Raw genomic sequence first — 17,726 nt, forward strand, 5'->3', positions numbered from 1 at the left:
TCGATCAGTCATAAGGGTGCGCGCAGTCGACGGCAGTTGCCGGACTTCGGGCGCAGGTAGTGGGCTCAGACGACGATGGGGGAAGGCGGCGCGCGGCTGCGGGCGCCGGGGAATACCGTCTGCCGGGCATGGCCCTGGCGCGGGTGGACGAGCAGTCGGTGGCTGGCGGGAACGGCTTCGGTGTTGAGCAGGCTCAGGGCCTGGGGCAGCGCCGGGCAATGGAAGAACAGGCTGCAATAGCCGCATTTCTCCCAGATCACCTTCAGCGCCGGGCTGCCACCGTGGTGGCTGTCGGCATGGCAATAATCGGCAGCGCTGTCCATGCTCATGCCGGCCGGCATGGCACGGTGATCCATCGGCATCGACTGGGAAACCAGTGGGCCGATAAAGATCATCAACATGGCGAACAGGCTCAGCCAGCTGCCGCGAACCGTCCTCGACTCAGGACGCGCGGTGTGGCTGAACCTGCTGCGGGCGATCGTCACGCCGGGCAGCCTTCAGCGATCAATGGCTGTGGGCGGCTTCCTCGGGTGCCTGCTTCTGTACCGCGACCTCGACGGTGATATCACCGGCGTTCTTGAAATGCAGGGTCAGCGGGAAGCGCTTGCCATCAGCCAGCAGGCTGCGGTCCTTGGGCTGCATCAGCATCACGTGGTAGGCACCGGGGGCGAACTTCAGGTCGCCACCGGCAGGGACGTCGACGCTCTGTACCTGCTGCATTTTCATCAGGCCGTCCTTGTGCACATGCTCGTGCAACTGGGCATCGTCGCTGATCGGGCTGTTGACGCTGAGCAGGGTGTCGGCCGTCTTGCCGTTGTTATGCACGACGAAATAGGCCGCCACGTTGGGCGCGTTGGGCGGCAGTTCCTGCGACCACGGGTGAGCGATATGCAGCTCGCCTACGGTGTATTCATGGGCATTGGCAAAGGTCGCCGGCAGCATCAGTGCGGCCAGCAGCAGGGCGTTCTTGAACATGGTGATTCTCCAGTCGATTCAGGTTCGCAGCAGGTAGCGCAGTGAACTCAGACCAGAGGGGAGGCGCGTGGGTTGAGGGCCGGCCACTGTTGCCGGGGTGTTGGCTGGTGGATGGCAAGCAGCGCAGGCGCACGGGCGAAATCCTGGCTGGGCATCAGCAAGCGTGGTGGGTGGCCAGGCAATGCCAGCAAGGGCGCTGCGCCAGAGCAGCACCAGCAGTGCTGCATGCTGGAGTGATCATCGCCTTGCTGGCCGAGGTCGATCTTGCCCAGGGCAATGATTTGCGCCTTGGCCTTGCCGCCGACACTCGAACAGAAGGCGCCCCATAGCAGTTGTTCGGCCGGCCCCTTGGGGGCTGCGGACGCCAACGGCATGGCCAGCAGATTGAACAGCACTGCGAAGCAGGCGATCCAGGCAATGGCGGGCCGATATGGGGACATGGAAAGATCCGGTCAGGAATCAGAGGTGGCTATTGTAACGCCCAGTATAGGGAAAATTACCGGGGGTGCGGTGAAGTGCCGCACACCCGGCCAGCATCAGGCCTGCTTGTTGCGGCCCATCAGCCCGCGCACGGTTTCCTGCAGGTCGGCGGGCAGCACCACGACCTTGGCGTTGTCGCTGCTGGCAAGGCTCTCCATGGCGCCGATGTAACGCTCGCCCAGCAGGTACATTGCCGGGGTGATCTCGGTACCCACCGCGTCCTTGACCAGGGTGATCGAACGCGCCGAGGCTTCGGCGAGGTTGATCTGCGCTTCGGCGTCGAGCTTGGCTGCCTGCTGGCGCGCTTCGGCTTCAAGGATGGCGGCCTGCTTGGCGCCTTCGGCCCGGGTGACGTCGGCTTTACGTTCACGCTCGGCGGCGGCCTGGCGCTCCATGGCCGCCTGCATGTTCTGCGACGGCTTGATGTCCTGGATCTCTACCGAGCGCACGGTCACGCCCCAGTCTTCGGTCTGCTCGGACATGGCTTCGCGCAGGCGCGCCTTAATCTGTTCGCGGCTCGACAGCGCTTCGTCCAGGTCCATGGCGCCGACGATGGCGCGCAGCGAGGTCATGGTCAGGCTGGTCACTGCGAAGGTGAAGTCCTGGACACCGTAGGCGGCCTTCTGCGGGTCGACGACCTTGGCGAAGCACAGGGCGTTGGCGACGATCACCGCGTTGTCGCGGGTAATGATTTCCTGCTGCTGTACATCGAGGATGATGTCCTTGGTCGGCAGGCGGTAGGCGACCACGTCCATGTACGGGATCAGCAGGTTCAGGCCTGGCTTGAGGGTGCTGTGGTAGCGGCCCAGGCGCTCGACGATCCACTCCTCGCCCTGGGGCACGATGCGCACGCCCTTGAACAGGGTGAGGAGGGCGAATGCGGCGATCGTGCCGACGACGATAAGGCTGGTCATGAGTCAAAGCTTCCTTTTTTGCTGATCAGGCCCGGGTAACCCGGGCGGTATTGCCTTCGATGGCGGTGATGCGCACGCGCTCGCCCGAGGGGATCTCGGCATTGGCAACGCAGATCCACTCCTCGTTGCCCAGGATGGGTTTCTGGAAGCGCACGCGGCCTTTCTGGAATTCAGAGACTGTGGCGGTGAGCAGGCCGACCTCGCCGATCACGCTGTCGGCGGTCCAGCGGGTGTCTGGCTGCTTCTTGCGAAACACCTTGAACCACAACAGCGTGGTGATGGATGAGAACACCACCCATAGCAGCATTTGCATGTCGAGTTGCAGGCTCGGCGCCAGAAAGGCGATGAACGAAACCAGCACGGCGCCTATGCCGAACCAGAGGATGAAGAAGGTTGGCAGGACCAGTTCGAGCACTACAAGGCCGAAACCGAATACCAGCCAGATCCACCATTGCATTTCCATATGGGTGAAGTCTTCCGGGGTGAGGAGGGGCGTAGTGTAAGGCAGTGGGGTGGGGATGGGGCAAATCAACCCAGTAAGAAACCTCCTAAAATATAGCTCGCCTTCTGTGGGGGCTGGCTTGCCAGCGATGAGGCCAGGCTAGGCGATAAAGCTGTGTTGTCTGGATTGCGACCGCTCTGCGGTCGATCGCTGGCAAGTCCCGCTCCCACAGGTTGTGGTGCAAGCAAATCCATCAAGGCAGGTCTGCCAATAACTCTGAAGGGCTGAAGAATTCTCTGTCGACTGGCGGCAGTTCCGGTCGCTTGAGGATCAACACCGGCACTCGCCGTTGCCTGGCGATTTCAAGTTTGGGTTCGGTCGCCCCGCTGCCACTGTTCTTGCTGATCAGCACATCGATCTGCCGCCGCTCGAACAGCGCGCGTTCGTCGTCCAGGTGAAACGGCCCGCGTGCGCCGATCACTTCGCAGCGCTCATTGCCAGGGCAGGCTTCAAGGGCGCGCAAGGTCCAGAACTGATGGGCGGGAATTTCCTGCAGATGCTGCAGCGGCTCACGGCCGAGGGTGAACAGCGGCCGCTGGAACGGGCGCAGGGCATCGATCAACTCGGCCCAGTCGGCCACCTCGCGCCAGTCATCGCCGGCCTGGGCTTGCCATGCCGGGCGGCGCAAAGCCCAGCACGGCACGCCGGTGAGCTGCGCGGCGCGAGCGGCGTTGGCGCTGATCCGGGCGGCGTAGGGGTGGGTGGCGTCGATCAGCAGATCGATGTTGTGCGCAAGCAGGTAAGCGGCCAAACCCTCGGCACCGCCAAAGCCTCCGACCCGCACCTGGCACTTCAGGTCAGTGGGCACCCGGCCAATTCCGGCCAGGCTGTAGACGTGCTGCGGGTCCAGGGTGCGGGCAATGGCCAGGGCCTCGGTGATGCCGCCGAGCAACAGGATGCGTTTCATGCAAAGCCCCCCGCATGGCCAACGATGCCACCCTGGCGATCGATGGCAAACACCTCCACCTGCACCTGCGCCGGTACTACGCTGCGGGCAAAGGCCAGGGCATGGGCGCAGACCGCGTCGCCCAGGGCAACGCCGGCGGCGCTGGCCAGGGCCAGCGCCTGCTGGCTGGTGTTGGCCTGGCGAATCGCGTCTTGCAAGGCGTCGTCGGCACCGATCGCTGCCGCCCAGTCGGCCAGTTGCGGCAGGTCGATGCTCGAATGGCGGCTGTGCAGGTCCATGTGCCCGGCGGCCAGCTTGCTGATCTTGCCAAAGCCACCGCACAGGCTGAGTTTATCCACAGGCACTTTGCGCAGGTGCTTGAGCACCGCGCCGACAAAGTCGCCCATTTCGATCAGGGCGATTTCCGGCAGGTTGTAGACTCGGCGCATGGTGTCTTCGCTGGCGTTGCCGGTACAGGCGGCGATGTGTTGGTAACCGTTGGTTTTCGCCACGTCGATGCCCTGGTGGATCGAGGCAATGTAGGCCGAGCAGGAGAACGGCCGGACAATCCCGCTGGTGCCGAGGATCGACAGGCCGCCAAGAATGCCCAGGCGCGGGTTCATGGTTTTCAGCGCCAGGCTTTCACCGTCCTGGACGTTCACCGTGACCTCGAACCCGCCTGCATAAGCGTGTTCGGCGGCCAGGCGCTGCAGGTGTTCGGTCATCATCCGCCGGGGTACCGGGTTGATGGCCGGCTCGCCAACCGCCAGTACCAGCCCGGGGCGGGTCACCGTGCCGACGCCCTTGCCAGCGACAAAGCGTACGCCAGGCTCCGCCTGTAAACGCACGCGGCTGTAAAGCAGGGCGCCGTGGGTAACGTCCGGGTCATCGCCGGCATCCTTGAGGGTGCCGGCCTCGGCGCCATCCTCCAGCAGGCGGCAGAACTCCAGGCGCATCTGCACCACCTTGCCCTTGGGCAGGGTGATGTGCACGGCGTCATTGCCCTCGCCGGCAAGCAGCAGGCGGGCCGCTGCGAGGCTGGTAGCGGTGGCGCAGCTGCCGGTGGTCAGGCCGCTGCGCAGCGGGGCGGGTTGTTCCCGGGTCTCGTCACGCATCGACAGGCTTGACCGCTTCTAGCAGGGTAATCGGCAGGGCCTGGCGCCAGGTATCGAACTCGCCCAGCGGTTGCGCCTGGGCGATATGGATGCGGGTCAGCTCGCCGCCATGCTGCTCGCGCCAGTTGACCAGGGCCAGCTCGCTTTGCAGGGTCACGGCATTGGCCACCAGACGCCCGCCCGGGCGCAGTTGCTCCCAGCAATGCTGCAACACGCCTGCGCGGGTCACGCCGCCGCCGATGAAAATGGCATCAGGGCGCTCCAGGCCCTGCAGGGCCATCGGTGCGCGGCCGCGGATCAATTGCAGGCCGGGCACGCCGAGGGCATCGCGGTTGTGTTCGATCAACTGCTGGCGCCCCTTATCGGACTCGATGGCCAGCGCCCGGCAACTGGGGTGGGCGCGCATCCACTCGATGCCGATCGAGCCGCTGCCAGCGCCGACATCCCAGAGCAGTTCACCCGGTCGCGGCGCCAGGCGCGCCAGGGTAATGGCACGCACATCGCGCTTGGTCAGCTGGCCATCGTGTTTGAAGGCGCTGTCCGGCAGACCGGCCAGGGGCGACAGGCGCGGCGCATCGGGTGCGGCCAGGCATTCGATGGCGATCAGGTTCAAGTCGGCAACCTGTGTGTGCGCAAAGTGCTCGGCAGTGCCCTCGAGTCGGCGTTCGGCGTTGCCGCCAAGGTGCTCGAAGACCTGCAGCCGGCTCGGCCCGAAACCGCGCTCACGCAGCAATGCGGCGATGGCAGCCGGGCTGCTGCCATCGTTGCTCAGCACCAGCAGGCGCATGCCGCTGTACAGATGAGCGTTGAGCGCCGCGATCGGCCGCGCCACCACCGAAAGGCTCAGTACCTCCTGCAACGGCCAGCCCAGGCGGGCGGCGGCCAGGGCGCAGGAGGAGGGCATCGGCAGCACGTTCATTTCACTGACATCGAGCTGCCGCGCAAGGCTTGCGCCAACGCCATAGAACATCGGGTCGCCGCTGGCCAGCACGCACACCGGTTCGCCACGCAGGGCCAGGACCGGCGCCAGGGAAAAAGGGCTGGGCCAGAGCAGGCGTTCGCCAGTGATGCAGTGCGGCAGCAGATCCAGCTGGCGCTGGCCGCCAAACACCCGTGAGGCGCCCAGCAGTGCGCGCCGGGCATTCTTGCCCAGGCCACTGAAACCGTCTTCACCGATACCTACTACTGTCAGCCAGGGCGACATGGATTTCCTCAATTCAACGCAATCCGACCGGCAGGCTTTTCATGCCTTCGGACAAAGCAGGCATAATACCGCGCCTTCTACACTGAAGTGCCTTTTCACGATTGCCGGGTGACCTTTTGAACCAGCCTGTATCGGCCCACCAGCCCCAAGCTTCGCTGCGTCCCTCGGCCTGTCCAGGGTTGTGGCGCATCGTCCAGGCGCTGGACGGCGGCATCTGCCGGATCAAGCTGGCAGGCGGAGCGCTGACGGCGGATCAGGCCGAGGCCGTTGCGGCGGCGGCCGAGCGTTATGCCAGTGGTGAAATTGAAGTCACCAACCGTGGCAACCTGCAGATTCGCGGCATCGGCTGCGACCATAGCGGGCTGATCGAGCTGCTGCTGGCTGCCGGCCTTGGGCCACGCGAGGCCGCCGGCGACGATGTGCGCAACCTGATGCTCAGCCCCACCGCAGGCATCGATCCGCAGATGCTGCTCGACACCCGGCCACTGGCGCAGCAGGTGCTGCAGTCGCTGGAAACCACCCCGCGCTTTCATCAGCTCTCGGCCAAGTTCGCCGTGCAGCTGGATGGCGGCGAGGCCCTGGCGATGCTCGAGCACCCCCATGACCTGTGGCTCAGCCCGCTGAAGCTTGACGACGAACTGTGGCTGGCGTTCGGTCTGGCCGGGTGCCCGGCCAAGGATGCGCCATTGGGCGCTGTGCCCCTGAGCCAGGGCCATGAGCTGGTGCTGGCGGTGCTCAACCGTTTTCTCGACCTGGCCCGCCCAGAGCAAACACGGATGCGCCAGTTGCTGGCCGAGTATGCACCGCAGGCCATTACCGCCGGGTTGGGCTTGCCGATCCGGGCTGACGCAGCGGTCTGTCAATGGCGCCGCTCGCTGACAGCGGCTAGCTATCTGGGCATTTATCCCCAACTGCAAACCGGCCTGAGCGCTGTCGGTGCCGCAGCGCCGCTGGGCCGCCTGAACCCTTCGATGCTGCGCGGCGCGGCCCGGCTAGCACGTGAACAGGGCGACGGCACCCTGCGCATGACACCCTGGCAAAGCCTGTTGCTGCCCGCTATTGCCCAGCGCCATGCCGAGCGGGTCAGCGAGAGTCTGGCCCAACTGGGGCTGCTGGTCTCGGCGAGTGAACAACTGTCCCGTCTGGTCGCCTGCACCGGTTCCGCCGGCTGTGCCAAGGGCCAGGCCGAAACCAAGGGCGATGCCCGCCTGCTGGCGACTCTGCTGGCCCCCGGTGCCCCGGCCAGCGTGCACCTGAGTGGCTGTCCGCGCTCTTGTGCCATGGCCCACGTGGCGCACGCCACCTTGCTGGCGCAAAGCCCCGGCCACTACGACTTGTACCTGCGTGACGCAACCGAGCCGGGCTTCGGCCGCCTGCGCGCACGCAACCTCACACTAAAAGAAGCCGGCGCACTGCTAGACGCCGGCTCACGGAGCACCCTTGATGATTGATTACATCCGCGATGGTCAGGAGATCTATCGCAATTCCTTCGCGATCATTCGAGAGGAAGCCCGGCTCGATCGCATCCCGGCCGATCTGGAAAAGCTCGCGGTCCGCGTGATTCACGCCTGCGGCATGGTCGATGCGATCGATGGCCTGCAGTTCTCTTCGGGTGCCGGCAAGGCCGGGCGCGATGCCCTGGCCGCCGGCGCGCCGATCCTCTGCGATGCGCGGATGGTGTCCGAGGGTATTACCCGTGCACGCCTGCCAGCCAACAACCTGGTGATCTGCACCCTACGCGACGAGCAGGTGCCGGCGCTTGCCCGCGAGCTGGGCAACACCCGTTCGGCGGTGGCCCTGGAGCTGTGGCGGCCGCACCTGGAAGGCAGCGTGGTGGTGATCGGCAACGCGCCGACTGCGCTGTTCTACCTGCTGGAAATGCTCGACGCCGGCGCGCCCAAACCCGCGCTGATCCTCGGCTTCCCGGTGGGCTTTGTCGGCGCTGCCGAATCCAAGGCGATGCTCGCCGCCGACAGCCGTGGCGTGCCGTTCGTGATCATGCAGGGGCGCCTGGGCGGCAGCGCCATGGCCGCTGCGGCGGTCAATGCGCTGGCCACGGAGGTCGAATGATGCAGGCTCATGGACGTTTGCTGGGCCTGGGCGTCGGACCCGGCGACCCGGAACTGATCACCGTCAAGGCATTGCGCCTGCTGCGCGAGTCGCCAGTGGTGGCCTACTTCGTTGCCAAGGGCAAGCGCGGCAACGCCTTCGGCATCATCGAAAGCCATCTGCAGGAAGCCCAGACCTTGCTGCCATTGGTGTACCCGGTGACCACCGAAGTGCTGCCGGCGCCGTTGTCTTATGAACAGGTCATTAGCGATTTTTACGATGCCGCCAGCCTTGAGGTTGCCGCGCACCTGGATGCCGGCCGCGACGTGGCGGTGATCTGCGAAGGCGATCCGTTCTTTTACGGCTCCTATATGTACCTGCATGACCGTCTCTCCGAACGCTACGAAGCCCAGGTGATCCCGGGGGTCTGCTCGATGCTCGGCGGCGCCTCGGTGCTCGGTGCGCCGCTGGTGTATCGCAACCAGAGCCTGTCGGTGCTCTCCGGCGTGCTGCCCCATGATGAACTCAAGCGCCGCCTGGCCGATGCCGATGCCGCGGTGATCATGAAACTTGGGCGTAACTTCCCCAAGGTTCGCGATGTGCTGGCCGAGCTCGGCCTGGCCGAACGGGCCCTGTATGTGGAGCGGGCGACCATGGCCAACCAGAAGATCGTCGCCCTGGACGAGGTCGATCCGCAGTCCTCGCCATACTTCTCGCTGATCATCGTGCCCGGTGAAAGGTGGCAAGGTTGATGACCCGTAAAGCCCCGGCCATCGTCATCCTTGGCAAAGGCAGCCTGGCCACTGCCCGTAAGATCCAGCAGTTGTACCCGGATGCGCTGATCCATGGCCTTGAAGGCCGGGTCGAAGGCGCCGACCGCAGTTACCAGGCGTTCGGCGCTACCGTGCGCCAGCTCTATCAGCAAGACACGCCAATCATCGCCCTGTGCGCTGCCGGCATCGTCATCCGCACCCTGGCCGGCCTGTTGCTGGAGAAGGGCGCCGAGCCGCCGGTACTGGCGGTGGCCGAGGATGGCAGTGCCGTGGTGCCGCTGCTCGGCGGCCTCGGCGGGGTCAATCTCATGGCCCGGGAAATCGGTGCCGGCCTGGGTGTGGCGGCGGCGATCACCACCAGTGGCGAGCTGCGTTTCGGTGCCTGCCTGCTCAACCCGCCCAGCGGTTATGCCCTGGCCGACCTTGAGCTGGGCAAGCGTTTCGTTTCCGATCTGCTGGCCGGTGAAAGCGTGCGCATTGACGGCGCCGCGCCCTGGCTTGAACAGGCGCAGCTACCGCAAAGCGAGCAGGCGCAACTGGCGATTCATGTCGGTTGTGACGCCCGTGAAGCCTCTGCCAATGAGCTGGTGATCTATCCGCGCTGTGTGCTGGTGGCAGTCAGCGAGGTGCTGCCGGAGCTGGCCCAGGCCATTCGCACTGCTCTGCAGGCAGCACGGATTGCCGAGCCGGCGCTGGCCTGCCTGCTGGCAGCAGAGCAGCACATGGCCAACCCAGACCTGCACGCGGCTGCAGCCGAGCTGGGCGTGGCCCTGCGCTTTGCCCCGGGTGCCGGCGATGCCAGTGCCCTGGCCGCTCAGGCAATGCCGCAATTGCTGCCACCGCAGCCGGTGAGCGATGGCCTGGCCATCGTGGTCTCGAACCAGCCGATCGACCCACAGCACATCGGCCGCGCCCGCGGGCGCCTGGCGGTGATCGGCCTCGGGCCTGGCGCTGCCGACCTGATGGTGCCGGCGGTCAAGGCGGAGCTTGCGCGAGCCAACGATGTGCTCGGCTATGAAACCTATGTGCGCATGGCCGGGCCGTTCCGTGCCGATCAGGTGCTGCACTGCACCGACAACCGCGAAGAGATGCAGCGTGCCCGGCACGCCTTCGAGCTGGCGGCGCAAGGACGCTCGGTAGTGGTGGTGTCTTCGGGCGACCCAGGTGTGTTTGCCATGGCTGCGGCGGTGCTCGAAGCATTGCACGAGTCGAGCGATCCACACTGGCATGCAGTGGAGCTGGAAATGCTGCCCGGTGTTTCCGCTTCCCTGGCGACTGCGGCGCAGGCCGGCGCTCCCTTGGGCCATGACTTCTGCGTGCTGTCGCTGTCGGACAACCTCAAACCCTGGTCGATCATCGAGAAGCGCCTGGACCTGGCCTGCCAGGCCGACCTGGCGCTGGCCTTCTACAACCCGATCTCGCGCTCGCGCCCGTGGCAGCTTGGGCGGGCCCTGGAAATCGTCCGCCAGCATCGCACCGCCCTGACCCCTGTAGTCCTTGGCCGCGACATCGGTAGGCCGGGGCAGACGCTGAAAGTGGTCAATCTCGGTGAGCTGCAACCGGACATGGTCGATATGCGCACCATGGTGCTGGTCGGATCCTCGACGACCTGCGAGTTTGCCCGTGCTGACGGTGGGCAGTGGGTCTATACCCCGCGCTGGTATCCGGCGCAGGGTTGATGCTGGCGTGGAAGGCTTTCGGCCCTGACCGAAGGTCGTGTCTCGAATAGTGTGAAGTTCCCGCCGATGTCGAGCGGGGCTTCATATAAAGGATTATTCGAGATGAACGACGTCGCTAAAAAAGAAGAGCCCTCTAAAGATCTGGCTATCGCTATTCCAGGCGCGCTGCTGGCCATTGCCGGCAAGATCAAAGATCCAACCCGTGAAGATGTAATTGACTCCTATCAGTTTTCCTCCGAAGTTGCCGGGAAACTCTTCAACCCTAATACCCAGTGTGAAGAGTGGTTCAAGAAGTTTCTCAGCGTCATGCAGGACTGTGGCTGGGTCGTCGTCCGTCAGAAGTACCAAAAAACTGAGTCGGGATCCCAATCGCTCAAGATCGGCGCCATTGCCTCCAAAGCCGTGAGCGGAATTGGCAGCGCTGTTCTGGGCGGGCCGGCGGGTACGGCCCTGCGCAAGCTGGCTGACGGGGCGCTGAAAAAGCTTGGCCTTAGTGAAGAGGCTCAGCAAATAATCAAACGTAAGACCGACAATAGCAAAACCGGCTCTGTAGGCCTCGCCGCTTGCCTGGTGACCGAAAGCGACGACGTCGTGCTGGTGACAAGTGCTGTGCAGACGAGCAAGTCGGGTAAAGATGCTGACTGGGCCTTGTTCGAATGGGCGGGCAGCTCTTCTGATACCTACGAGGCAGCGGCAGCGTTAATGCTGAACCGCAAGCTCTATCACAGCATTCGCGATGCCATTATCGACAAGCTGAAACAACACAAGCAGAGCCGTGTCCTCCTCCACGATATCTGATTGGACGGTCGGGATGGCTGGAGGCTTTAGCCATCCTGACATTCAAGCTTCTACTGGACCAGGAGGGATCATGGAAGACTATTGTGTATGGGTGAATGGTGGCTCGTTGTTGCTTATCGCCCCCGACGTACTGCCGGATCAACGCCAGGCGGTACTCGACTCTGTGTTGTATGCGCAACTGGTGGCGAACAAGTTCGCTGGCTCGCGTTTTTTGAATTACCAGACGTGGTACGAACGCTATCGCAACACCCTGACTGAACGCGACTGGATCTTCACCAAGTTCCATCATGAGAGCAAATCCGCATCTGATTGCTCGCTACTCTCTGCGATCCAACCTCTGCAACTCTGGCTGGAAACCCGATATACCGGCGCAAGTGCAATCATCGATCAAGGGATTGCGGCGTTGACTCGGGATGCACAGGGCCTGGAGTGTTTTGGTGGGTTTACTTTCGAGGCACGCGATACGGGTGCAGTTCTGATCATGGAAATCGGGCTGGTACACCCCGGTCCTGTAATCGACCTGTGCAGTATCTCCATTACCCTCGTACAGGCGCCTGAAGTGGCCGGAATCGAGCAGTCGTTGGCCGGCGAAGTGTTATGCAACGAGGTTGTGATTAACGGCGGGGCGGCTGTGTTGGATGGCAAGATGTTCGAGGGTTCGCGCGCCGATCTGCGCAGTTTGATGGCGCGCAAGCAGCAGGAGCACAACTATGTGATGGCGCTCGACAGTCAACCTGAAGGTGATAATCATGAGTAAGCTAACGGGCGTGGTCGCCGACTCGAGCATCCTGTCATTTCATCCCGAGGTTAGCGCAGCGCAGCGCGATTCGGTGCTACTGGCCATATCGGCAGCCGAGATGGTTACCCGTGATGCCTACGAGCAGGGACTGATCGACGACTGGTTCAACTATTACCGTCGGCAATTGATGTTCTACGGTTACGACCCGCTTCAGGCAAGCGAGGTGCACTGGCCCGGCGGTGAACGACCGAACATCGTCGACAAGGCTCTGCGCAGCATTGCGGCGGTCAGCGGCGGTAGTGAACTGGCACTATCGATGGGGGGGACCCTGGAGGCCCTCAGGGGCGCACGCGACGCGCTGGCGCATTTTGAGCAGCGGGTGCAAAAAACGGGGGTTTTTCAATTGCTACCCTGTGCTCCAGGCAAGGCCGGGCAGGTAGACATGGTGCTGTATCACGAATCGATGGCGCTTACGCAGACGCGTGCCGGCTTTCTGTTCCGCGAGCGCCAGACCCGGCAGGTCAAGGCCGAGCTGGTGCGCTTCAACGTCGCGCTGTTCGATCAGGAGCTGCGCGCCAAGGTGGAAAAAATGCGCCAGGCCGGTCGTATGCGCAACCTGGGCACATTTCTGGTCTAGGGCACCAGGTAACCCTTGATCCCGGTAAAGATGATCTGTGCCGCCAGGGCGCAGACAAACAAACCCATCAAGCGGCTGACAATCTGCAACCCCTGGTCGCCGAGAATCCGCTCGATACGGTTCGACAGGTACAACACCAGGCCGACGGTGAAACTGGCCAGGGCGATACTGACGATGGCCAGCAGTTTGTCATCCCAGTGCGGCTGGCCAACCCCCATCACCAGCAGCGCACCGATGGTGCCGGGGCCGACGGTTAGCGGTATGGTCAACGGTACGATGGTCACGTCCTGCTGCACATTGTCGGTTTGCACCGCCGATTTTCCCTGGGCCATGCCCAGCGCCGAAATGAACAACACGCTGCCGGCGCCGATGCGAAACGCATCCACCGTGATGCCGAATATGCCGAAGATCACCCGGCCGAACAGGTACAGCAGCACGCTGGCGATCAGCGCGGCGATTGCCACACGCCAGGCCAGTTGCTTGCGCTCCTTGCTGGAGTAGCCGCGGGTCAGGCTGATGAAGCACGAGAGCACGAAGAACGGGCTGTAGAGCACGAGCATTTTCAGGTAGACGCTGAACAACTCATGGAGCATGGTCGAGGCTCGCAGCAAGGGTGAAGTGAAGCAAGTGTATGCGAATTATGGGGTCGGAATCTGGCTTGATTCGGCTTCGCGACGCGCCACCCAGTGTTCGATCAATTCACGCAACTGCGACAGCTCCACCGGCTTGGACATGTGCCCGTCCATGCCGGCCAGGCGCGCACGCTCCTTGTGCTCGGCGAGGATGTGCGCGGTCAGGGCGACCACCGGCGTACGCCGGCGCTGGTTGCTGACTTCCCAGATGCGCAGCTGCTGGGTGGCCGAGAAGCCATCAAGCACCGGCATTTCGCAGTCCATCAATACCAGGTCGTAGTGGTTGTCCTTCATCGCCTGCAAGGCTTCTTCGCCATTGCTTGCGGTGTCCGGTTCCAGGCTAAGCTTGCCGAGCATGCCGCGAATCACCTTGGTCGAGATGTTGTTGTCTTCGGCCACCAGGATGCGGAAATCGCTGGGCAGGTTCAGTGGCGCCGACAGCCCGGCCTGCACCGGGATGTTCGGCTGACCCTTGCTGCGCTGGGACAGCTCTTCGGCCAGGGTGGTCTTGAGGGTATAGCCGGCCACCGGTTTGGCCAGGATGCGTTTGACCCCGGCATTGCGGGCGATGACCTTGCTTGGCGCGTTGCTGATACCGGTGAGCATCACCAGCAGGATGTCGTGGTTGAGGCTCGGGTCTTCCTTGATTTTCGCCGCCAGTTGCATGCCGGTCATGCCGGGCATGTTCTGGTCGAGCAGTACCGCGTCGAAGTAGTCGCGCAGGTGCGCCTTGGTACGCAGCAGGGCCAGGGCCTCCTTGCCCGACGGCACGGCACTGACGTTCATGCCCCAGGCGCTGCATTGCTGGACCAGCACCTTGCGGCAGGTGTCGTTGTCGTCCACCACCAGCACCCGGGCACCGCGCAGCGGGCCGTCGAGATCGGCAGGCGGCTGTTCGAGACGGTGCGGGTCGAGCGGCAGGGTCATCCACAGGGTATTGCCCATGGTGTGGCTGGTCTTGATACCGAACTCGCCCTGCATCAGGGTGATCAGTTGCTTGGCGATCACCAGCCCCAAGTGGCCGCCGAGCTTGTTGCTGGAAAGGAAATGCTTGCTGTGCAGCTCTGCCTGCAGCAGCGCTTCGCGTTCGCCTGGCGGGATCGGCTCGCCGCTGTCCTGCACGGCAATGCGCAGGCGCGGGCTGTCGCCGCGTTGGTCGAGGGCGACCACCAGCAGGATTTCGCCCTGGTCGGTTTTTTTCAGGGCGTTTTCCAGCAGGCTCAGCAGGGCCTGGCGCAGGCGCGTCGGGTCGCCACTGATGACTCGCGGCACCTGTGGCTGGGTGAAGCTGATCAGCTCGATGTTCTGCTGCTCGGCCTTGGCCCGGAAGATACTCAGGCAGTCCTCGATCAGCGCATTGAGGTCGAACTGCACGTCATCCAGTTCGATCTGCCCGGACTCGAGCTTGGAAATGTCGAGAATCTCGTTGATCAGGGTCAGCAACTCGTTGCCGGCGCTGTGGATGGTCTGCACGTAGTCGCGTTGCTTGACCGACAGCGGGGTGCCGAGCAGCAGCTCGGTCATCCCCAGTACGCCGTTCATGGGCGTGCGGATCTCGTGGCTGATCTTGGCCAGGAATTCGGCCTTGGCGTTGATCTCGGCGTTGCTGGCGGCCAGTTCACGGCTGGCGCTGAAGCGCTCTTCGCTGATGCGCCGCAAGCGCTCGCTGACCGCCAGGTTGAGCAGCAGGCCGCTGACGCTGGTCAGCCCGAGGAGAATGAACAGCAGCCATTGAGTCGGCGTGCGGGTCAGTCCGAGCAGGGCCGGCAACACCACCAGGCAGCCGATATTGAACGCCAGCATGGCCACGGCGAACAGCCGCGCCGGAGCGTAGCCCTTGTACCAGTGGTAGCTGGCAACCAGCAGCATGGTCAGGCTACCCAGGGCCATCAATGCATAAGTCATCAGGTTCAATGGCAGGGTATCAACGAACAACAGCAGCAGGCCGCAGAGCGCGATCACCAGCATCTCGCCCTGCAGCAGGCGGCTCAGGCGCGGTTGTTCGCAAGGCGTGAAGAAGCGCAGGGTAAAGGTCAGGCCGGCCAGCGACGCCAGCAGGGCAGTAAGGTAGGCCGCCGGTGTTTGTGCCGAGTGCCAGAGGCTCCACCAGGGGCCGCTGAGGTTGAGCAGAATCAGTGCGCTGAGCAGCATCAGCGCGTGGTAGACCGCCAGGGCCAGGCTGGTACTTGAGCGTGAGTAAGCGAAGCGGATCAGGTTGTGCAGCATCAGCATCAGCAGGCAGCCGAACAGCAGGCCGAAGAACAGCGGCTGGCGCTGGTCGGCGGCGGCCTGGGCGGCAGGCTCCAGGCTGATGGCCGGGCGCAGCTGGTGCTCTGATACCAGGCGCAGGTAGATGTCCAGCGCGTGCGCACTGTTGGGCAGGGCCAGCACATGGTCGCTGCTGCGCAGGTAAGGATCGTCGCTGTCGTTCAGGCGACCGTTGTGGATCTGCTTGATCAGCCGATCGCCGTCGAGAGCGTACAGGTCCAGGCGCGACAGGTCGGGGGCGAAGACCCGCAGCAGTTTTTCCTGCTGCCCGGGCTCCAGCCGGTAGTGCAGCCACAACGCCTGGTCGGGCGTGGCAGCGTTGAGTTCGTTGAGTTCGAGGGGGCTGAACTGGTTGCGGTAGCGTTCCGAGCGTACATCGCTCAATTGCAGGCTGGCCTGATCGTCAAGCAATACCGCCCAACCACTGCCTTGTTCGGCCGCAGCCGGGAACAGGCAGAGCAGGGTCAGCAAGCTGACGGTGAGGCCAATGGCAATCCTGAGCCAACGCACGACGAAATCCCTTCTTAGCTGAATGCCGGATGGTAACTATGCGCGGCGCGCCAAGCCGAAGGCAAGGCCCATGGCGGGCCTTGTCGACAAGCCGGAGGCAGGACGCTTGCGGCGTCGCGGCCTCCAGGCACCTGCTTATTGCTGGTGTTCACCGCGTTCGCGGGCAATGGCGCGGTAGCCGATGTCCTTGCGGTAGAAGCTGCCGTCCCAGTTGATCTCGGCAGCCAGGCGGTAGGCTTGTTGCTGGGCAGACTCGACGCTGTTGCCCAGGGCAGTGGCGCAGAGTACGCGGCCACCGGTGGCAACCACCTGGCCGTCCTTGAGTGCGGTACCGGCGTGGAAGACTTTACCTTCCAGCTTCGCGGCAGCATCCAGGCCGTTGATCGCGGCGCCTTTGCTGTAGTCACCCGGGTAGCCACCGGCAGCCAGGACCACGCCCAGGCTCGGGCGCGGATCCCACTGCGCTTCGACCTTGTCCAGGGCCTTGGCGAAGGCGGCTTCGATCAGCAGCACCAGGCTTGATTCCAGACGCAGCATGACTGGCTGGGTTTCCGGGTCGCCGAAGCGGCAGTTGAACTCGATGACTTTCGGGTTGCCGGCTTTGTCGATCATCAGACCGGCATAGAGGAAACCGGTGTAGACGTTGCCTTCCTCGGCCATGCCACGCACGGTCGGCCAGATCACCTGGTCCATCACGCGCTGGTGCACGTCGGCGGTGACCACCGGTGCTGGCGAGTAAGCGCCCATGCCGCCGGTGTTCGGGCCAGTGTCGGCGTCGCCGACACGCTTGTGGTCCTGGCTGGTAGCCATTGGCAGCACGTTCTGGCCATCGACCATGACGATGAAGCTGGCTTCCTCGCCGTCAAGGAACTCCTCGATCACCACGCGCGAACCTGCATCACCAAAGGCATTGCCGGCGAGCATGTCGCGCACGGCGTCTTCGGCTTCGGCCAGGGTCATGGCGACGATCACGCCTTTACCGGCGGCCAGGCCGTCGGCCTTGATCACGATCGGCGCGCCTTTTTCCCGCAGATAGGCCAGGGCCGGCTCGATCTCGGTGAAGTTCTGGTAGTCGGCGGTCGGGATCTTGTGGCGCGCCAGGAAGTCCTTGGTGAAAGCCTTGGAACCTTCCAGCTGGGCTGCGCCCTTGGTTGGGCCAAAGCAGTCCAGGCCGCGGCTGCGGAACAGGTCGACGACACCGGCGACCAGCGGGCCTTCAGGGCCGACGATGGTCAGGGCGACGTTCTTTTCGGCGAAATCGGCCAGTTGCTCCAGGGCGGTGACGTCGATATCGACGTTCTCGCACTTGGCTTCGGTGGCGGTGCCGGCGTTGCCCGGGGCAACGAAGACTTTCTCAACCCGTGGGTCCTGAGCGACTTTCCAGGCCAGGGCGTGTTCACGACCGCCGCTACCGATAATCAGAATATTCATGAAGGCTCCTTCGGAGAAGCTGCAAGCTGCAAGCTACAAGAAAAAGCAGCCAGTGCTGCCTTTTGCGTAGCTTGCAACTCTGAAATTTAAGGGGCTGCAACTGCAAGAGGATGCGACGCGATGCGCTTTTTCTT

At 63.8% G+C, this 17,726-nt stretch carries 18 protein-coding genes; 7 read left to right on the forward strand and 11 right to left on the reverse strand.

Annotated elements, in window-relative coordinates; genetic code table 11:
• Positions 1–65: 65 nt before the first annotated feature.
• The 8 genes from BV82_RS03445 to BV82_RS03480 all read right to left on the reverse strand — a co-directional run bounded on the left by BV82_RS03445 (position 66) and on the right by BV82_RS03480 (position 6,076).
• Positions 66–485: a DUF2946 domain-containing protein gene (locus BV82_RS03445; protein ID WP_036995534.1), complete on the reverse strand. Its 420-nt coding sequence runs from the start codon at positions 483–485 to the stop codon at positions 66–68.
• A 19-nt stretch (positions 486–504) separates the two neighbouring features.
• Positions 505–975: a copper chaperone PCu(A)C gene (locus BV82_RS03450; RefSeq protein ID WP_010221663.1), complete on the reverse strand. Its 471-nt coding sequence runs from the start codon at positions 973–975 to the stop codon at positions 505–507.
• A gap of 47 nt (positions 976–1,022) precedes the next feature.
• A complete protein-coding gene (locus tag BV82_RS03455) occupies positions 1,023–1,415 on the reverse strand; it encodes a DUF2946 domain-containing protein (RefSeq protein WP_010221665.1) in 393 nt (130 codons plus the stop codon).
• Positions 1,416–1,511: 96 nt separating this feature from the next.
• Positions 1,512–2,369 carry an SPFH domain-containing protein gene (locus BV82_RS03460; RefSeq protein ID WP_010221666.1) on the reverse strand — a complete coding sequence of 286 codons (858 nt, stop codon included), beginning with the start codon at positions 2,367–2,369 and terminating at the stop codon, positions 1,512–1,514.
• A gap of 25 nt (positions 2,370–2,394) precedes the next feature.
• The gene (locus BV82_RS03465) at positions 2,395–2,832 is read right to left on the reverse strand and encodes an NfeD family protein (protein ID WP_036995537.1); all 438 of its coding nucleotides are present in this window, start codon (positions 2,830–2,832) and stop codon (positions 2,395–2,397) included.
• A gap of 232 nt (positions 2,833–3,064) precedes the next feature.
• Positions 3,065–3,778, reverse strand: a complete 714-nt coding sequence (locus BV82_RS03470; RefSeq protein WP_010221668.1) for a cobalt-precorrin-6A reductase — start codon at positions 3,776–3,778, stop codon at positions 3,065–3,067.
• The gene (locus BV82_RS03475) at positions 3,775–4,872 is read right to left on the reverse strand and encodes a cobalt-precorrin-5B (C(1))-methyltransferase (protein ID WP_010221669.1); all 1,098 of its coding nucleotides are present in this window, start codon (positions 4,870–4,872) and stop codon (positions 3,775–3,777) included. The genes BV82_RS03470 and BV82_RS03475 overlap by 4 nt, the downstream gene beginning before the upstream one ends.
• Entirely contained in the window at positions 4,865–6,076 is a 1,212-nt protein-coding gene (locus BV82_RS03480) for a bifunctional cobalt-precorrin-7 (C(5))-methyltransferase/cobalt-precorrin-6B (C(15))-methyltransferase (RefSeq protein WP_036995539.1), read from the reverse strand. The genes BV82_RS03475 and BV82_RS03480 overlap by 8 nt, the downstream gene beginning before the upstream one ends.
• A 116-nt stretch (positions 6,077–6,192) precedes the next feature.
• Between BV82_RS03480 and cobG the strand changes: the two genes are divergently transcribed.
• The 7 genes from cobG to BV82_RS03515 all read left to right on the forward strand — a co-directional run bounded on the left by cobG (position 6,193) and on the right by BV82_RS03515 (position 12,751).
• Positions 6,193–7,527 (forward strand): precorrin-3B synthase, encoded by a 1,335-nt coding sequence (gene cobG / locus BV82_RS03485; RefSeq protein ID WP_036995541.1) that lies wholly within the window; start codon positions 6,193–6,195, stop codon positions 7,525–7,527.
• A complete protein-coding gene (locus BV82_RS03490; protein ID WP_036995543.1) occupies positions 7,520–8,146 on the forward strand; it encodes a precorrin-8X methylmutase in 627 nt (208 codons plus the stop codon). The genes cobG and BV82_RS03490 overlap by 8 nt, the downstream gene beginning before the upstream one ends.
• Positions 8,143–8,877, forward strand: a complete 735-nt coding sequence (locus BV82_RS03495; protein ID WP_420831689.1) for a precorrin-2 C(20)-methyltransferase — start codon at positions 8,143–8,145, stop codon at positions 8,875–8,877. The genes BV82_RS03490 and BV82_RS03495 overlap by 4 nt, the downstream gene beginning before the upstream one ends.
• A complete protein-coding gene (gene cobJ / locus BV82_RS03500; RefSeq protein WP_036995545.1) occupies positions 8,877–10,577 on the forward strand; it encodes a precorrin-3B C(17)-methyltransferase in 1,701 nt (566 codons plus the stop codon). The genes BV82_RS03495 and cobJ overlap by 1 nt, the downstream gene beginning before the upstream one ends.
• 102 nt (positions 10,578–10,679) lie before the next feature.
• Entirely contained in the window at positions 10,680–11,375 is a 696-nt protein-coding gene (locus BV82_RS03505; protein WP_010221676.1) for a hypothetical protein, read from the forward strand.
• 70 nt (positions 11,376–11,445) lie between these two features.
• Positions 11,446–12,132 (forward strand): hypothetical protein, encoded by a 687-nt coding sequence (locus BV82_RS03510; RefSeq protein WP_036995547.1) that lies wholly within the window; start codon positions 11,446–11,448, stop codon positions 12,130–12,132.
• Positions 12,125–12,751 carry a hypothetical protein gene (locus BV82_RS03515; RefSeq protein WP_145997595.1) on the forward strand — a complete coding sequence of 209 codons (627 nt, stop codon included), beginning with the start codon at positions 12,125–12,127 and terminating at the stop codon, positions 12,749–12,751. The genes BV82_RS03510 and BV82_RS03515 overlap by 8 nt, the downstream gene beginning before the upstream one ends.
• Here BV82_RS03515 and BV82_RS03520 read toward each other — a convergent pair.
• The 3 genes from BV82_RS03520 to purD all read right to left on the reverse strand — a co-directional run bounded on the left by BV82_RS03520 (position 12,748) and on the right by purD (position 17,592).
• Entirely contained in the window at positions 12,748–13,344 is a 597-nt protein-coding gene (locus BV82_RS03520; protein ID WP_036995548.1) for a MarC family protein, read from the reverse strand. The two genes, BV82_RS03515 and BV82_RS03520, sit on opposite strands and share 4 nt — an antisense overlap.
• A 45-nt stretch (positions 13,345–13,389) precedes the next feature.
• On the reverse strand, positions 13,390–16,161 hold the full coding sequence (locus BV82_RS03525) for a hybrid sensor histidine kinase/response regulator (protein ID WP_036995550.1): 2,772 nt from the start codon (positions 16,159–16,161) through the stop codon (positions 13,390–13,392).
• Positions 16,162–16,296: 135 nt separating this feature from the next.
• On the reverse strand, positions 16,297–17,592 hold the full coding sequence (gene purD / locus BV82_RS03530) for a phosphoribosylamine--glycine ligase (protein WP_036995552.1): 1,296 nt from the start codon (positions 17,590–17,592) through the stop codon (positions 16,297–16,299).
• Between the last annotated feature and the right edge of the window lie 134 nt (positions 17,593–17,726).

Source organism: Pseudomonas donghuensis, assembly GCF_000696345.2.
Classification (GTDB): Bacteria; Pseudomonadota; Gammaproteobacteria; order Pseudomonadales; family Pseudomonadaceae; genus Aquipseudomonas; species Aquipseudomonas donghuensis.